Source organism: Rhizobium sp. KNZ14-9A (genome assembly GCF_056755015.1).
Genome location: NZ_JBPGXB010000004.1, coordinates 1,757,396 through 1,771,692 on the forward strand (window position 1 = coordinate 1,757,396; position 14,297 = coordinate 1,771,692).

Consider the following 14,297-nt stretch of genomic DNA (forward strand, 5'->3'; position numbering starts at 1 on the left):
CGCCCTTCCGCACGGGTACTCGAAGCCTATCGTCAGAGGTCGAGCAGCAAATCGCCAACGCGTTGATCGCGCCCCCGCTTGCTGACTTCGGGTGGCTTGGGGCTTGTTGCCTCTTTGCGCTTCCGGGAACCCGGCTTTCTGCCTTTCGCAGGAAGCTCCTCGCCTGATAACTCAAGGAGTTTTGCGGCAGGCCCGGCAGGTCCTGATGTCGTCGTGGCAGCCTGCCCGTCTATCTTGTCGGTTTCGTTCTTAACGGCAGCGCTGGAAGTGTCCGAGAGCTCGATGTCGGATCGTATCTTGGCGTTCGGCTTTGCAATTTTGATTGCTGGGGCAGCGTCCTGCTCTATCTTCGGCGCGAAACGTATCATGAATGCTCACCTTCCCGTTGGTTCGCTCTTTGTTCTCATCGACGAGCGCGCTTGTCAAGCTCGCTCACATCCGAATGGCCAGACGTTCTCCCCTTCCAGGAGTTTCTTGACGATAGCAGCAGATTGCTCCGGCTCGTACCCTGCCAGCCGCCCCAGACGAGCACGTCTGGCGTCATGCAATCCTTCTGGCTGACGACCGGATGCGGTTCCGGATTCTATTTTCGATCAAGCCCGTTCGCCATTCTCGAGCCACCGCACTTCTTCGGGCGAAAGCCGGACCGCGGAGGCCGCCAGACTATGGCCGTTGCCCATCGCCTTACTCGGCAGAACTCTGCCGGATCTCGCTTAGGAGAAAATCGGCCAGCAGATCTGACGGAGAGGCCCGCACGGACCGGGCGCTTCCCTCGCCTGTAAACAGCGACCTCCTCGCTTCGTGGTCGCGCGTTAGGCTGCGCGCCCAAAGTCTGGTGTCTTCGTCCTGCGAGGTCAGGTCGGCCCGCTCGACGACGGCCCTGTCGGCAGGCATTGGTCCTGCACTCGACAAGGCATTTGCTGCCGGCGGCTGATCTGAAGCCCCTCGCCTGCGACTGGATCAGTGGCTTGGACTTAAGCCCCTTGCGACCGCTTGTCCGGATCTGAACCTGCGGCAAGCTGCAATCGATCGAGGCAGCCTCCGGATCCGAGATTCTCGACGAGTGCCAGCACGGCACGACGCTGCAAGTCGGTCTCCACATTTCCTTCGAGTGTGATCTGCCCGTTATGGACGGAGACGTGGATCCTTTGCGGCGTCAGGCCGAGATCGTATTTCAGGCGTGCGCGAACCGCCAGAAGGATCGCGTCGTCCTCGCGCGGTAACCTGAGCGTCGGTGCGTCCGCTAACAAAGCGAGGATATCGCGCCGGCTGACGATCCCGACGAGCCGTCCGGCGTCGACGACCGGAATACGCTTGATGCGATGGGCCTCGAGGCTTTCGGCAATATCCGAGACCTCACTGTCGGGGCTGGCGACGATGACGTCGCGTGACATGATATCTCTGACGGACCAGCCGTTGCCGCGAATGTAGCGGTCGAGATCGACATCGGACGTGATCTCCGCATGATGCGCGGTTCGCGGCGCAAGCCGGATCTCGCGCCGCGACAGCAGATCGCCTTCGGTCAGAATTCCGCAGATCCGCCCTTCGTCGTCAACGACAGGCAGCCCGCTGATGTTGTTTTGCATCATCACCGCGACGGCATGGCGGATCCCTGCCGCAGGGCTGATCGAAACCACATTGCTCGTCATAATATCCTTGGCCTGCATGCGTGCACCTCCCTTTCCGGAAACATCTGGTGCCATGAGAGTAGGATGGCTTGGACGAACTGACCTTGACCTCCGTCAAAGTCGCGGTGTCGGATTGAGCAACTCGGCGAGCTTCGCCTGCTCTTCGTCCGTGAGTTTGCTGCCGGTGGGTTTGCCTACCCGCTTGCGGGCGAAGACGATGAGCGAGGCCCCGCCGGCGAGGATCAGCAGCACGGGTGCGCCCCAGAGCAGCAGCGTTCTGGCGCTGAAGCGCGGCTTCAGCAGCACGAATTCCCCGTAGCGCGAGACGATGTAGCTCAACACCTGCTCGTCGCTGTCGCCGTCGGTGATGCGCTCGCGCACCAGCAGGCGCAGGTCCTTGGCGAGATCGGCATTGGAATCGTCGATCGACTGGTTCTGGCAGACCATGCAGCGCAGTTCGGCCGACAGTGTTCGCGCCCGGGCTTCGAGGGCGGGGTCGGAGAGCATCTCGTCCGGGTTGACGGCGAAGGCCGGTGCCGCCGCCAGCATGAGCGCCAGGACGAGGAGGAAACGCCTTATCATTCCGCCGGCTCCATGGCGGGTGCCGCCGGTTTGGCCTTTGCCTTACGGCTTGGCGCACCGACACGCAGGCGCCGGTCGCTGAGCGACACGAAGCCGCCGAGGGCCATGATCAGCGTCCCGCCCCAGATGCACAGGATGAAGGGTTTCCACCAGATGCGCACGACAATGGCGCCGTCATGGGTGGCGTCACCCAGCGAGACATAGAGCTGGCTGAGGCCGAAGGTGAGGATACCGGCTTCCGTCGTCGGCATCTGCCTTGCGGTATAGAGCCGCTTGGCCGACCAGACATCGGCGACTTGCGCGCCGCCGCGGCGGATCGAGAAATGGCCGCGGTCCTCGGTATAGTTCGGACCGGTGGCCGGCTGCATGCCGTCGAAGACGATGCTGTAGCCGCCGGCATCCGTCGACTGGCCCTGCTTCATCTCGACCACATGTTCGGTCTGGAAGGTGGTGACCGCGACAATGCCGAGCACGGTGACGCCAAGCCCGGCATGGGCAAGTGCGGTGCCGAAGGCCGAGCGCGGCAGGCCGGAGAACCGGCGCCAGGCGATATCCGCCTTCACCTTGCCGATACCGGCGCGATACCAGAGGTCGGCCACCGCACCTAAGATCAGGAACAGGCCGGCAGCAAGGCCGAGCACGGCCATGACCGGGCCGCCATGTTCGAGATAGAAGAAGACCAGCGCTGCGACGAAAGCGAGACCGGCAACAACGTACAGCCGCTGCAGGGCGCCGAGCAGGTCGCCGCGCTTCCAGGCAAGCAGCGGCCCGAAGGGCACGACGATCAGAAGCGGCGCCATCAGCAGGCCGAAGGTCAGGTTGAAGAAGGGCGGCCCGACGGAGATCTTGTCGCCGGTCAGCGTTTCCAGCACCAGCGGATAAAGCGTGCCTGTTAACACCGTGCCGCAGGCAACCGTCAGGATCAGGTTGTTGACGACGAGCGCCCCCTCGCGCGAGATCGGCGCAAACAGGCCGCCGGCCGACAGAAGTGGAGCGCGGAAGGCAAAAAGCGACAGCGCCCCGCCGATGAAGATCAAGAGGATGCAGAGAATGAAGACGCCGCGGCTCGGGTCGCTGGCAAAGGCATGCACCGAGGTCAGGACGCCGGAGCGCACCAGGAAGGTGCCCATCAGCGACAGCGAGAAGGTGAGGATGGCCAGCAGCACCGTCCAGATCTTCAGCGCCTCGCGTTTTTCCATGACGAGGGCGGAATGCAGAAGTGCCGTGCCGGCAAGCCAGGGCATGAAGGAGGCATTCTCCACCGGATCCCAGAACCACCAGCCGCCCCAGCCGAGCTCGTAATAGGCCCAGTAGGAGCCCATGGCGATGCCGAGCGTCAGGAAGGTCCAGGCGGCCAGCGTCCAGGGCCGCACCCAGCGCGCCCAGGCGGCATCGATGCGGCCATCGAGAAGGGCGGCAACGGCAAAGGAGAAGCAGACGGAAAAACCGACATAACCGAGGTAGAGCAGCGGCGGATGGATGGCCAGCCCGATATCCTGCAGCACCGGGTTCAGGTCCTTGCCCTCGGCAGGGGCCGGATCAAGGCGGACGAAGGGATTGGAGGTCAACAGGATGAAGAGGATGAAGGCGACCGAGATCCAGGCCTGGACGGCGAGAACATTGGCCTTCAGCGTATCGGGCAGATTACGGCCAAAGACGGCGACCAGGGCGCTGAACAGCGAAAGGATCAGGAGCCAGAGCATCATCGAGCCCTCGTGATTGCCCCAGACGCCGGAATACTTGTAGATCAGCGGCACCAGCGAATGCGAGTTCTCCCAGACATTCTGCACCGAGAAGTCGGAGACGACATGGGCATAGGTGAGCACGCCGAAGGAGAAGGCGACGAGGGCAAAGAGCAGGACGGAACCGAGCGGGGCGACATCCATCATCGCCTGATCGCCGCGCCGCGCACCGATCACGGGCACGACCGACAGGACGATCGCGGTTGCGAGCGCCAGAACCAGTGCATAATGGCCGATCTCGATGATCATGGCGTCGCCCTTGTCTCTTGCGCCTGGACTTCCTGGCCCTTGGCTTCCTGAGCCTTGGCCTCGCCCTTGGCTTCAGCACCTTGCGGCACCTCACCTTGCGATGCCGGGCCCTTGCCCTCTTCCCACAGGCCCTGAGCCTTCAGCCTGTCGGCCACTTCCTTGGGCATATAGGTCTCGTCATGCTTGGCAAGCACGGTATCGGCGGTGAAGACAGTGCTGCCCGTCTCGAAGGCGCCTTCGGTCACCACCCCCTGCCCCTCGCGAAACAGATCCGGCAGAATGCCCTGGTAACGGACGTTGACGATCTGACCGCTCGGATCGGTCACGGCAAACCGCACGACAGAACCTTCGCCGCGCATGACGCTGCCCTCGCCGACGAGGCCGCCGAGGCGGATGCGGGTGCCGGGCGCCACCGGCGTCTTGGCGAGATCGCCCGGCATATAGAAATAGGCGACCGACTGGCTGAAGGCGAACATCACGAGCAGCACCGCGACAAGGATGAAGCTCATGCCGCCGGCAATCACCGCCAGGCGTTTCTGCTTGCGCGTCATTCCCTCAATCCTTCCGTGGCCCTCAATCCTTCCGTCGCGATGCCGAGTTCTTTTGCCAGCGCGAGCAACTGCCTGCCCTCGTCACCCGATGCCGGGAAGGCGGCAAGCCCCCGCTTCAAGGCGCCGGCGGCGCGATCCTTGTCGTTCAATACGGCGTAAGAGCGGACAAGACGCATCCAGCCCTCGAAATTATCAGGATCGGCAGTCAGTTTGGCATCCAGGCTTTCCACCATGCCGCGGATCATCTGCTGCCGGTCGCCGCTATTCAGATTCTCGGCCGCCGCCACATCCTCCGCCGTCGGGCCGCCCGGAACTGACGGTCGTGCGGCAGGCTTGGCTTCAGGCTCGGCTGCAGGGGCGACCGCCGTGCCGCCGTTCCTGGCGATATGCTCGTTGACCAGCGGCAGCCACGGTGCATCATCAGGCGATTGCCTGGCGAGATCCTCGAAGGCCGTGCGCGCCTGATCCGGTTGGCCCGCCTGCTCCAGGCTCAATGCAACATAGAAGCGCGCACGCGGGTTGTTCGGCTCAAGAGACAGGATTTGCTTGAGTTCATCAAGCACGTCTGCGGTCACCAGGCCGTTTGACGTGGCCATCAGCGTTTCCGACAGTCCTTCCAGGCGGGAGACATTGGTTCCGCCGAGGCGAAGCGCCGCGCGATAGGCTTTTGCCGCGTCATCAACCCTGCCCATCTTGAGGTAAACCGGAGCGATGACGTCCAATCCCCGGCCGTCCTCGGGCTGAGCAGCCAGGTGATCCTCCATCTTTTTCACGAGGATTGCGAGATCCTCGCCGGGCTCGGCGAGCCTTATGGCCAGCGGACGGGAGGGGAGATCGGGAGAGCCAAGCGAGACGTAAAGAGCGATGCTGAGCAATGGCAAGAACACGGCGATAGCGTGTTTCAGCCATCTGCCGGAGCGGTGCGCGATCTGCGCCGGCCGGCGGTCATCTGCAGCCTTGAACAGGCGTCGCGCCGTTTCCGCTCTGTCCAGCTCGTATTCGTCCGGCGAGATGCATCCGGAGGCAACATCCTCGTCGAGTTCGAAAAGCTGGTCGCGATAGACCTTGCGGGCATCCGCTTCGATGCTCGCCGCCTTCCGGCGGCCCCTCGAAAGCGGGTGAAGCACGATGGCAGTCGCTGCGGTCGTCATCACCGCGAAGAGTATCCAGATCGTCATTGTTGCAGCCATAGTGGCTCAACACATAGCGCCAGCGGCGGACCGGACATTGACGAGGATCAATTATCTCGGTGTTCGTCCCGGTCGGCCGGTGAAGACATAACCGACGCCGCGCACCGACTGAATGAGATCCGGGCTCTTCGGATCATCCTCGATCTTCTTGCGCAAGCGTACGATCTGGGCGTCGATTGCGCGATCGAAGGCTTCGAGATTCCGGTTCCTCGTCAGATCCATGAGGGTTTCGCGCGAAAGAACCCGGCCGGGATTGCGCACGAAAACAAGAAGCATGTCGAACTCGCCCGTCGTCAAAGCAACGTCGTCGCCCTGGGGTGAGGTCAGTCGCCTCCGTGACACATCGAGGCGCCAACCTTCGAAGGCGAGCGTTTCGTCTTCTCCATTGGCGATGCTGCGGGTCGCGTCCGAGGAGGTGCGGCGCCGCAGGATTGTCCTCAGACGAGCCAGCAGTTCTCTCAGGTGAAAGGGCTTGGCGATATAATCATCGGCACCGACCTCAAGGCCGACGACCTTGTCCGTGACATCGTCCTGACCGGTCAGCATGAGAACCGGCACGTCGGATGCGCTTCGAAGCTCCCGGAGCAATTCGAGACCATTCTCGCCGTTCGGGAGCACCAGATCGAGAAAAATTGCCGCGTAAGAGCCCTTGGCGAGTTCCGAACGCATCGCCGCACCGTTTGCGACCGCGTTCACCTTAAATCCGTTGTCTTCGAAGTAACGCACCAGCATATGCCTGATCCGCGCGTCATCATCGACCACCAGAATACGGTCCGGTTCCATTGTCCTCGTTAAGCTCGTTTCGACTTGCCAATCAGATAGCGCAGGAATTCTGCAAACGCCACCGCTACCGGCGCCGTATGCGATGGTTCCCAAAGAAACCTGGTGATGTCTGCCTCGGCTGGCGGCTTCATTACGATAGCGTCCGGCGGAATCGCCTCGAAAAGCCGGCGCGTTCGTTATTAACAGACCTGGCGTAGCAAGACGACGTTTTCGATGCGGACCGTTCGACCCTTCACATCGACGCCGCACTGTGCGAGAGCGGCAAACGCCCGGGACAGCGCCTCGGTCCAAGCCCGAGTTTTCCAGCCAGAATCTGCTTCTTGTATGGGAGGTGGAATGTCGCCTGGAGAGCTGTTTCCGGGCATTGGCGCAACAGGAAATTCGCCACGCGCTGGGCTGCCATGTGCAAACCATCGCCGGCTATGCAATCGAAGGCTTCAAGAAGATGGCGGCCTGATATTTTCAGCAGGTTGCGCTGGAGCTGAGGGCATTTATCGGCAAGTGTCCGAAGCGCCGCAGCCTCGAAGAGCGCGAGCTCACTCAAGGCGCTGGCACACGCGCCGTGCGCATAATTGCCGCCGAGCGCAATTACACATTCGGCAATGAAATCGCCTGGCTCGCAGACGCGGATATCGGCATCACGCCCGCTCGATTCCGTTCGTGTCAGCCTCACGACGCCACTTGCGACGTAAACCACGTGGATGCCAGGCTCGCCTTCTGCGAAAATCTCTTCGCCGGGCACGTATACGCGCCGGCGCGCGAGGGTCGCAAGTCGTCTGACAGTATCGCTCAGCCCGTCAAAGAGGTCCGACCGTAAAAGCTGTTCGCTGTTGAAGAGCATCAATCTTTTTCTGGCTGACGCGATCACGTAGCGGTCGGATCGGAATCATCATCGGCAATCACCCGCCAGGAAGCGCCCTCCAGATCGTCATACTGACCGCTTTTCAGGGACCAGAGGAACGCCGCCAGCCCGAGGCCGCCCATGAAAAGTGCGATCGGGATCAGATAGATGAGCATGTTCATGCGGCTTCGACCTCCTGATCGTGGATCGGTCTCTGCAAAGCCGGCAGAAGAGCGCTTCGCGTCGTAAAGGCGTTGAGACGCAGGGCATTGGTGACAACGATGATCGAGGAGGTAGACATCGCCACGGCCGCGATCAGCGGCGTCGCAAAGCCGGCGATCGCAATCGGCACGGCAAGGATGTTGTAGCCGATCGCAAGGGCGAAATTCTGCCGGATGAGCGCGGCCGAGAGCCTGGCGATCCGGATCGCATCGGGTACTGCATCGAGCCTCTCGTTGAAGAACACGAGGTCGGCCGCCTGGCGTCCGATGTCGGAAGCGGTGGACGGCGCCATCGAGACATAGGCCGCGGCTAGCGCAGGCGCGTCATTGATGCCGTCGCCGACCATCAGAACGCGGTGCCCCTCCTCTCGCAGGGCCTCGCAGGCTTCCACTTTCTGCTTCGGGGTCAATGCGCCAAGGGCGCGGTCGACGCCGAGGCTGCGTGCGGTGCTTTCGACGACTGACTGGCGGTCCCCCGAAAAAATCAGCGTCTGGAAACCGGCCGATTCCAGATCGGCGACCGCCTCGCTTGCTCCCGGACGAAGCGTGTCATCGAAGAAGAAGCGTGCCAGCGCCATCCCGTTTGCCGAAAGCACGACTTCGGAAAGCGGACTGTCTGATGTCGCGATCTCGGCCTCGCCGCAGGCGAAGGACGCGTTTCCGAGCCTATAGACGACATTCCCACGCGAGGTTTCGAGACCGCCGCCTGCAACCTCCACCACGCACTCGAACTGATCGGCCACGACCGTCTGACGGGAAAGCGACTGTGAGAGCGGATGCCTGGAATGCTGAGCAAGTCCCGCTGCGATCGCGATACTCCCGATATTGTCGGCCTCCGTCCGCACAAGCCTCGGTCGCCCGAGCGTCAGCGTACCGGTCTTGTCGAAGGCAACGGCATCGACCTCGGCGAGCCGCTCGAGCGCCGAACCGTCCTTGACCATGACGCCCCTGCGAAAAAGCTCGCCGGCTGCAACGACTTGCACAACCGGAACGGCCAGTCCGAGGGCGCATGGGCAGGTGATGATGAGCACGGCGACACCGACGAGCATCGCCTGCTTCCAGTCTCCGCCGATGATCCCCCAGCCCAGAAACGACACCAGCGCAAGCAGGTGCACGGCAGGGGAATAGAGTGCCGCAGCCCTGTCGGCGATCCGCCGATAGCGCGCCCGTCCGCCTTCTGCAGCCTCCATGAGGCCGATGATTTCGGCAAGCAGCGAGTTGCGCGCGAGCTTGGTTGCACGCACGATGAGCGAGCCTGTCAGGTTCATGGCCCCGGAATGGATTTCCGCGCCGGGTTTGACGGCAACCGGGCTGCTCTCGCCGGTTACGATCGACAGGTCGAGATCGCTCTCGCCGCTGGCGACGATGCCGTCGACCGGGATGCGGTCGCCGGCCGCCACGGCTATCTCGTCGCCGACAGCGATCTCCTCGACCGCCACGTAGCGTCTCGAACCATCGGCGGCCAGCACCAGCGCCCCACGCGGGGCAAGCCGCGCCAGCCCGTTGATCGCTGCGCGCGCCTTCTCGCGCATGACGTGGTCGAGGGTCCGGCCGATCAGCAGGAAGAATAGCAGCGACACGGTCGCATCGAACCAGGCATGCTCGCCATGATGCATCGTCTCCCAGAGCGAAACCGCATAGGAAAGCGTCACGGCAAGTGAGATAGGCACATCCATGTTCGTGCGCCCGCGCTTCAATGCGTTCCAGGCCGATCGAAAGAAGAACCGGCCGGAATAAACGAGTGCAGGAGCTGCGATCATCGCCGATATCCAATGGAACATGTCGCGCGTCGCGGCATCCGCGCCGGACCAGACGGATACCGAGAGCAGCATTATGTTTGCCGCGGCAAAACCGGCCACCCCGACTGCAAGAAGAAGCTGGTTCCGTGTCTTGTCGCTTTCCGGCGCAAGCGGTGCGAAGAGATGGACCCTGTATCCGGTCGCACTGATCGCGGCAGTGATGCCGGTCGGATCAACCGCTTTGTTGTCCATCTCCTCGGCATAGACGCAGCTCACGCGCCTTGAGGAGAGGTTCACCCTGGCTTTTCGCACATAGGGCAGGCCCGCCAAAGCCCGCTCGATGGTCGATATGCAGGCGCCGCAATGGACGTCAGGCACGCTGAGATCGAGTTGACGAAGGCCGCCGCCGAGCGCGTGGCTCGCAAGCCCGATCTCCTCAGCGCTGAAGGAGGTCGTGCTCATCGCCAGGACGCCGTCCGCATTCATTGCGCAGCAGGTCATTGGCCGAACTCCGCAGTGTCGATGCGCACGGCCTCGTGCATGACGATCTCGCCGCCACGGCGCGAGGTCAACTCGACGATCCAGTCGCCTGCCGCGATCGCGTGATCCGCCTTAAACCGCCCTTCCGAGAGCTTGGTCAGGGCAACGCGAAAGTCCTCATGATCGCCGACCGGCCGCTTGAAGTTGGCCACGACGTCGTCGACAACAGCCGGCGAGCCGTCCTTGTTGCTGATATCATAATGGATTTCGTCGCTCTTCAGCGACAGCTTGCCCGCGATCCCAGAGGCAGCCATTGCCTTCATGGCGGCCGCCTTCTCATTGAATTCCTGGCTGGCGACATAGGTGTTTTCGACCACGAGCCCGCTCCAGCTCGACGAAGCGTACCAGGCCATCGTAAAGTTGACGGCTATGATCACGCCGAAGAAGGCGCACGTCGTCAGCAACATATGCGTGCCGGTGAATCCTTGCGTGCGGGTGCTCATCTGACGTCTCCTGGGGCGTTGAATGCGGCGCGATAGGTCGCGCGGTCGGCGTGACCGGCATCCTCGATCGAAAAGAGGAATTCGTTGACGGCGTCGCCCGTCGGCTTGCGGGTGACGAACACCTTAAGCGTCGTCGCTGCGTCGGGGACGGCATCGATCGTGAACCGACGTCCCTCCTCCTTGCCGAGCTCGGGGATCCGCATCGTCGCACCATCGATGCCCGACAGGGTCAGTTCGATCGTGCGCGGCTTGGGAACCATGTTGAGCACACGCAGCGTGTATCCGTTGCGGATCGATCCGTCGCTTTCCAGCACAAATTGGGGGTTGCGGTCATGGACGACATTGAGCTCCAGCCGTTCGCGCATCGACAGATGCACGAGCATGGCAATGCCGATACAGGTCCATACGCTCGCGTAAAAGACGACGCGTGGCCGAAAGATGATGCGCCAGTTGAAGTGGCGAATGCCGTCGACAAAGGAACCGTCCGGATTTCTGACGCGCCCCGGCTTGACGGGTGTCCTGCCCCCGTCGGTGGCAATGTTCATGTTGCTCGCATATTCGCTGAGCGTCGCATAGGCGATCAAGCCGCGCGGTTTGCCGATCTTGTCCATGACATTGTCGCAGGCGTCGATGCAGAGCGCGCAGGTGATGCATTCCATCTGCTGTCCATCGCGGATATCGATGCCCATGGGACAGACCGCAACGCAGGCATTGCAGTCGACACAGTCGCCGACGGCCTGCCCCTCTGCTTCTGCCTTCTTGGCATGGCGCGAGCGTTGCTCCCCGCGCCAGTCATTGTAGGTCACGACCAGCGAGTTCTCGTCGAGCATGGCGCCCTGGATGCGCGGCCAGGGGCACATATAGGTGCAGACCTGTTCGCGCAGCAGCCCGCCGAAGACGTAGGTGGTCGATGTCAGAATGGCGACGGTGGCGTAGGCGACGGCTGGAGCCTGCCCGGTGAAGAGACCTTTGACGAGGGTTGGCGCGTCGGCGAAATAGAATACCCATGCACCGCCGGTGAGAACGCCGATGACGAGCCAGGTCGCATGCTTGAGCAGGCGCTTGCGAAGTTTGTCGAGCGTCCACGGCGAGGCGTCGAGCTTCATTCTGGCATTGCGGTCGCCTTCGATAGCGCGCTCGACAACGAGAAAGAGGTCGACCCAGACTGTCTGCGGACAGGCATAACCGCACCAGGCGCGGCCGACGGCCGAGGTGACCAGAAACAGCCCGAACCCGGCCATGACCAGCAATCCGGCGACATAGTAGAATTCCTGCGGCCAGATCTCGATGAAGAAGAAAAAGAAGCGGCGCGACGCCAGGTCGATCAGGATCGCCTGGTCGGGCGCGTAGGGCCCGCGATCCCAGCGGATCCAGGGAGCAAGATAATAGATCGCCAGCGTGATCAGCATCACGATCCACTTGAACCGGCGAAAATGCCCTTGGACCCTCTTGGGGAAGACCTTCTTGCGCGCTGCATAAAGTGGCTGACGGTTGCGGCGGGCGTTGACCGGCTCGGCGTTGACACGTTCCACTGATTTGGGATCGGGTGCTGTGTAGAGGTTCATGGGCCTGTTCCGATTTGTGACTGCCCTTCTCCTCCGTTTCCAGCTGACGATCCTTGATTCATATCAAGAACATGGTTTGGACGAAGAAGCCGCTGCCCGGGCAGGATGCAGCCCTGAAGGAGCCGGGCAATCGACAGGCATAGGCGGTTGCGTCCCATCATTCTTTGCGCTTGATCAAAGAGAAAGGGCCGCGCCCAGAGAGGAGGGCACGGCCTGGAGGACAACGGGGAGAAGCCGCTGGGACGTCCTCGTTTGCAGATTTAGCGGCTGGTCGGGTTGTGATCTTTGAGGCAGATCAAACTTACGATCGAACTGCCGATCTTTGCGGGATCTTCCTGTTCGCAGGCCGGCGGAGCGGACGTTGCGCGCATCGACACACGCGAGCGGATCGCCGCACGCGGAGTGCCATAGAGTGCAAGGAGCGCGTTGTGATCATGGTTCGCCATTCTGTTGGCCTCTCATTGGCCGCCGCCGAGCGAGTGGACGAAGACGGTGAGTTCCTTGACGGTCGTGTCTCCGAGGCGCGTCGACCAGGCTGGCATGACACCATGCTTGGGAGCCGCAACCTGGCGACTGATGGCGTCCTCACCTCTACCCTTCAGCCAGATGGCATCAGCAAGGTTCGGCGCGCCCATCTCTGGCTTGCCCTTTGCATCCTCGCCGTGACAGGCCGCGCAATTGTCGAGAAACACCTGCTTGCCGGGTTCAACGAGGGCTTCGTCCGATGGCTTGTTCGTCAGGCTCCAGACATAGGCTGCAACCTGCCGGATCTGATCCTTGTCGATCACGTCGGCGAAAGCAGGCATTTCGGAGACATGCGTATCTGTGTCGCCGTCGAAACGGATGCCGTGGGCGATTGTCGTGCGGATGGAATCAAGGTCGCCGCCCCAGAGCCAGTCGTCGTCGTTGAGGTTGGGGAAGCCCGGTCCGCCACTCGCGCCGGAACCGTGGCACGGAGCGCAGTTGACCTTGAAGGCGGAGGCCCCGCCGGCGATCGCGAATTCGCGAAGGGCGGGATCGGCATCGATTTCCTGCACGGTCTTGGCGGCGATCATGTCGTGGAACTTCGTCTGCGATGCCTTGGCCAGATCGAGGTCCTGCTGCAGCTCGGCACGACTGGAAAAGCCGAAATAGCCTTTCGTGGCCGATGTGATCATCGGTATGGCCGGATAGGCGATGGCATAACCGATCGCCCACAGGATCGTCGCGTAGAAGGTCCAGACCCACCACCGGGGCATTGGATTGTTCAGTTCACGGATGCCGTCCCATTCATGGCCGGTCGTCTCGACGCCGCTGATTTCATCGATATGTTTTTCCGACATCTCAATCGTCCTTCAGAGGAATGTTGGCGGCGTCCTTCGCGGCCTGCTTGCCACCGGGCCTCAGCGTGAAAATGATCGCTCCGATGAAGAAGGCCGTCATCGCCAGGAGGCCCCAACTGTCGGCGAAGTGCCGCATTGCGGTGTAGGTTTCCATGTTTCACCTCATCGGTAGCCGGTGGCGTCGTCATAGGTCGAGAAGTCGACGAGCGTGCCGAGCATCTGCAGATAAGCCACAAGGGCGTCCATCTCGGTGAGCTTCGAAGGGTCGCCGTCGAAGTCGCCGACCTTGGCCTTGGGATATCGCTCAAGAAGCGCGGTCGTATCGGCATTCGGATCGGCCTGCGCCTTCATGTCCGCCTCCGCATTGGCGATCATGTCGCCGCTATAGGGCACGCCGACATCCACATTCGCCTTGAGGTCCATGCCGACGTCCTTGACGTTGACTTCATGCTCCCTGAGGAAGGCGTAGCTCGGCATGATCGATTCCGGCACGACGGCTCTCGGGTTCGACAGGTGCTGGACATGCCACTCGTTGGAGTAACGGCCGCCCACGCGCGCGAGATCCGGACCCGTGCGCTTCGAGCCCCATTGGAAGGGATGGTCATACATGGATTCGGCGGCCAGCGAGTAATGGCCGTAGCGCTCCACCTCGTCTCGGAACGGCCTGATCATCTGGCTGTGGCAGAGATAGCAACCCTCGCGGATATAGATGTTGCGGCCTGCCAGCTCGAGCGGCGTATAGGGACGCATTCCCTCAACCTTCTCGATCGTGTTCTGCAGGTAGAACAGGGGCGCGATTTCGACGATACCGCCGATGCTGACCACGAGCAGCGAGCCGACCAGAAGAAGGGTCGCGTTTTTCTCGAGGATCTGATGTTTGTCCAGGATTGATGCCATGTGT

15 protein-coding genes and 1 pseudogene are annotated in these 14,297 nt (G+C 62.1%); all 16 read right to left on the reverse strand.

All coding sequences use genetic code 11. The annotated features are described in order from the left end of the window. Window positions 1-32 precede the first annotated feature (32 nt). The 16 genes and pseudogenes from ACR9ZQ_RS38395 to ccoO all read right to left on the reverse strand — a co-directional run bounded on the left by ACR9ZQ_RS38395 (window position 33) and on the right by ccoO (window position 14,293). Window positions 33-368, reverse strand: coding sequence for a hypothetical protein (locus ACR9ZQ_RS38395; protein WP_481430470.1), 336 nt, complete (start codon window positions 366-368; stop codon window positions 33-35). A gap of 606 nt (window positions 369-974) precedes the next feature. Then, window positions 975-1,667 (reverse strand): CBS domain-containing protein, encoded by a 693-nt coding sequence (locus tag ACR9ZQ_RS38400; protein ID WP_481430471.1) that lies wholly within the window; start codon window positions 1,665-1,667, stop codon window positions 975-977. Between the two features lie 75 nt (window positions 1,668-1,742). After that, complete coding sequence (locus ACR9ZQ_RS38405) at window positions 1,743-2,210, reverse strand: cytochrome c-type biogenesis protein (RefSeq protein ID WP_481430472.1); 468 nt, start codon at window positions 2,208-2,210, stop codon at window positions 1,743-1,745. Beyond that, window positions 2,207-4,201: a heme lyase CcmF/NrfE family subunit gene (locus ACR9ZQ_RS38410; protein ID WP_481430473.1), complete on the reverse strand. Its 1,995-nt coding sequence runs from the start codon at window positions 4,199-4,201 to the stop codon at window positions 2,207-2,209. Before ACR9ZQ_RS38410 ends, ACR9ZQ_RS38405 begins: the two co-directional genes overlap by 4 nt. Continuing rightward, window positions 4,198-4,752 carry a cytochrome c maturation protein CcmE gene (gene ccmE / locus ACR9ZQ_RS38415; RefSeq protein WP_481430474.1) on the reverse strand — a complete coding sequence of 185 codons (555 nt, stop codon included), beginning with the start codon at window positions 4,750-4,752 and terminating at the stop codon, window positions 4,198-4,200. The genes ACR9ZQ_RS38410 and ccmE overlap by 4 nt, the downstream gene beginning before the upstream one ends. Continuing rightward, a complete protein-coding gene (gene ccmI / locus ACR9ZQ_RS38420; RefSeq protein ID WP_481430475.1) occupies window positions 4,749-5,930 on the reverse strand; it encodes a c-type cytochrome biogenesis protein CcmI in 1,182 nt (393 codons plus the stop codon). The genes ccmE and ccmI overlap by 4 nt, the downstream gene beginning before the upstream one ends. A gap of 63 nt (window positions 5,931-5,993) precedes the next feature. Then, window positions 5,994-6,725: a response regulator gene (locus tag ACR9ZQ_RS38425; protein ID WP_481430476.1), complete on the reverse strand. Its 732-nt coding sequence runs from the start codon at window positions 6,723-6,725 to the stop codon at window positions 5,994-5,996. 179 nt (window positions 6,726-6,904) lie between these two features. Then, window positions 6,905-7,566 (reverse strand): annotated as a pseudogene (locus tag ACR9ZQ_RS38430) (Crp/Fnr family transcriptional regulator). 23 nt (window positions 7,567-7,589) lie between these two features. Then, the gene (gene ccoS, locus ACR9ZQ_RS38435; protein ID WP_007823792.1) at window positions 7,590-7,748 is read right to left on the reverse strand and encodes a cbb3-type cytochrome oxidase assembly protein CcoS; all 159 of its coding nucleotides are present in this window, start codon (window positions 7,746-7,748) and stop codon (window positions 7,590-7,592) included. Then, entirely contained in the window at window positions 7,745-10,027 is a 2,283-nt protein-coding gene (locus tag ACR9ZQ_RS38440) for a cation-translocating P-type ATPase (protein WP_481430477.1), read from the reverse strand. Before ACR9ZQ_RS38440 ends, ccoS begins: the two co-directional genes overlap by 4 nt. Beyond that, complete coding sequence (locus ACR9ZQ_RS38445; RefSeq protein ID WP_310390375.1) at window positions 10,024-10,509, reverse strand: FixH family protein; 486 nt, start codon at window positions 10,507-10,509, stop codon at window positions 10,024-10,026. Before ACR9ZQ_RS38445 ends, ACR9ZQ_RS38440 begins: the two co-directional genes overlap by 4 nt. Next, a complete protein-coding gene (gene ccoG, locus ACR9ZQ_RS38450) occupies window positions 10,506-12,074 on the reverse strand; it encodes a cytochrome c oxidase accessory protein CcoG (protein WP_481430478.1) in 1,569 nt (522 codons plus the stop codon). The genes ACR9ZQ_RS38445 and ccoG overlap by 4 nt, the downstream gene beginning before the upstream one ends. A 260-nt stretch (window positions 12,075-12,334) precedes the next feature. Then, complete coding sequence (locus ACR9ZQ_RS38455; RefSeq protein ID WP_481430479.1) at window positions 12,335-12,520, reverse strand: hypothetical protein; 186 nt, start codon at window positions 12,518-12,520, stop codon at window positions 12,335-12,337. Window positions 12,521-12,532: 12 nt separating this feature from the next. Then, window positions 12,533-13,396: a cytochrome-c oxidase, cbb3-type subunit III gene (gene ccoP, locus ACR9ZQ_RS38460; RefSeq protein ID WP_481430480.1), complete on the reverse strand. Its 864-nt coding sequence runs from the start codon at window positions 13,394-13,396 to the stop codon at window positions 12,533-12,535. A gap of 1 nt (window position 13,397) precedes the next feature. Then, complete coding sequence (locus ACR9ZQ_RS38465; protein ID WP_007823787.1) at window positions 13,398-13,550, reverse strand: CcoQ/FixQ family Cbb3-type cytochrome c oxidase assembly chaperone; 153 nt, start codon at window positions 13,548-13,550, stop codon at window positions 13,398-13,400. Between the two features lie 8 nt (window positions 13,551-13,558). Beyond that, the gene (ccoO, locus tag ACR9ZQ_RS38470) at window positions 13,559-14,293 is read right to left on the reverse strand and encodes a cytochrome-c oxidase, cbb3-type subunit II (protein ID WP_481430481.1); all 735 of its coding nucleotides are present in this window, start codon (window positions 14,291-14,293) and stop codon (window positions 13,559-13,561) included. Between the last annotated feature and the right edge of the window lie 4 nt (window positions 14,294-14,297).

Bases quoted from the DNA above. Each gene is read 5' to 3' on its own strand.
- ACR9ZQ_RS38465 (WP_007823787.1), bottom strand. From the start codon at position 13,550: ATGGAAACCTACACCGCAATGCGGCACTTCGCCGACAGTTGGGGCCTC.
- ACR9ZQ_RS38440 (WP_481430477.1), bottom strand. From the start codon at position 10,027: ATGACCTGCTGCGCAATGAATGCGGACGGCGTCCTGGCGATGAGCACG.
- ccoP (WP_481430480.1), bottom strand. From the start codon at position 13,396: ATGTCGGAAAAACATATCGATGAAATCAGCGGCGTCGAGACGACCGGC.
- ACR9ZQ_RS38410 (WP_481430473.1), bottom strand. From the start codon at position 4,201: ATGATCATCGAGATCGGCCATTATGCACTGGTTCTGGCGCTCGCAACC.
- ccoS (WP_007823792.1), bottom strand. From the start codon at position 7,748: ATGAACATGCTCATCTATCTGATCCCGATCGCACTTTTCATGGGCGGC.
- ccmI (WP_481430475.1), bottom strand. From the start codon at position 5,930: ATGACGATCTGGATACTCTTCGCGGTGATGACGACCGCAGCGACTGCC.
- ccoO (WP_481430481.1), bottom strand. From the start codon at position 14,293: ATGGCATCAATCCTGGACAAACATCAGATCCTCGAGAAAAACGCGACC.
- ACR9ZQ_RS38405 (WP_481430472.1), bottom strand. From the start codon at position 2,210: ATGATAAGGCGTTTCCTCCTCGTCCTGGCGCTCATGCTGGCGGCGGCA.
- ccoG (WP_481430478.1), bottom strand. From the start codon at position 12,074: ATGAACCTCTACACAGCACCCGATCCCAAATCAGTGGAACGTGTCAAC.
- ACR9ZQ_RS38425 (WP_481430476.1), bottom strand. From the start codon at position 6,725: ATGGAACCGGACCGTATTCTGGTGGTCGATGATGACGCGCGGATCAGG.
- ACR9ZQ_RS38395 (WP_481430470.1), bottom strand. From the start codon at position 368: ATGATACGTTTCGCGCCGAAGATAGAGCAGGACGCTGCCCCAGCAATC.
- ACR9ZQ_RS38455 (WP_481430479.1), bottom strand. From the start codon at position 12,520: ATGGCGAACCATGATCACAACGCGCTCCTTGCACTCTATGGCACTCCG.
- ACR9ZQ_RS38400 (WP_481430471.1), bottom strand. From the start codon at position 1,667: ATGCAGGCCAAGGATATTATGACGAGCAATGTGGTTTCGATCAGCCCT.
- ACR9ZQ_RS38445 (WP_310390375.1), bottom strand. From the start codon at position 10,509: ATGAGCACCCGCACGCAAGGATTCACCGGCACGCATATGTTGCTGACG.
- ccmE (WP_481430474.1), bottom strand. From the start codon at position 4,752: ATGACGCGCAAGCAGAAACGCCTGGCGGTGATTGCCGGCGGCATGAGC.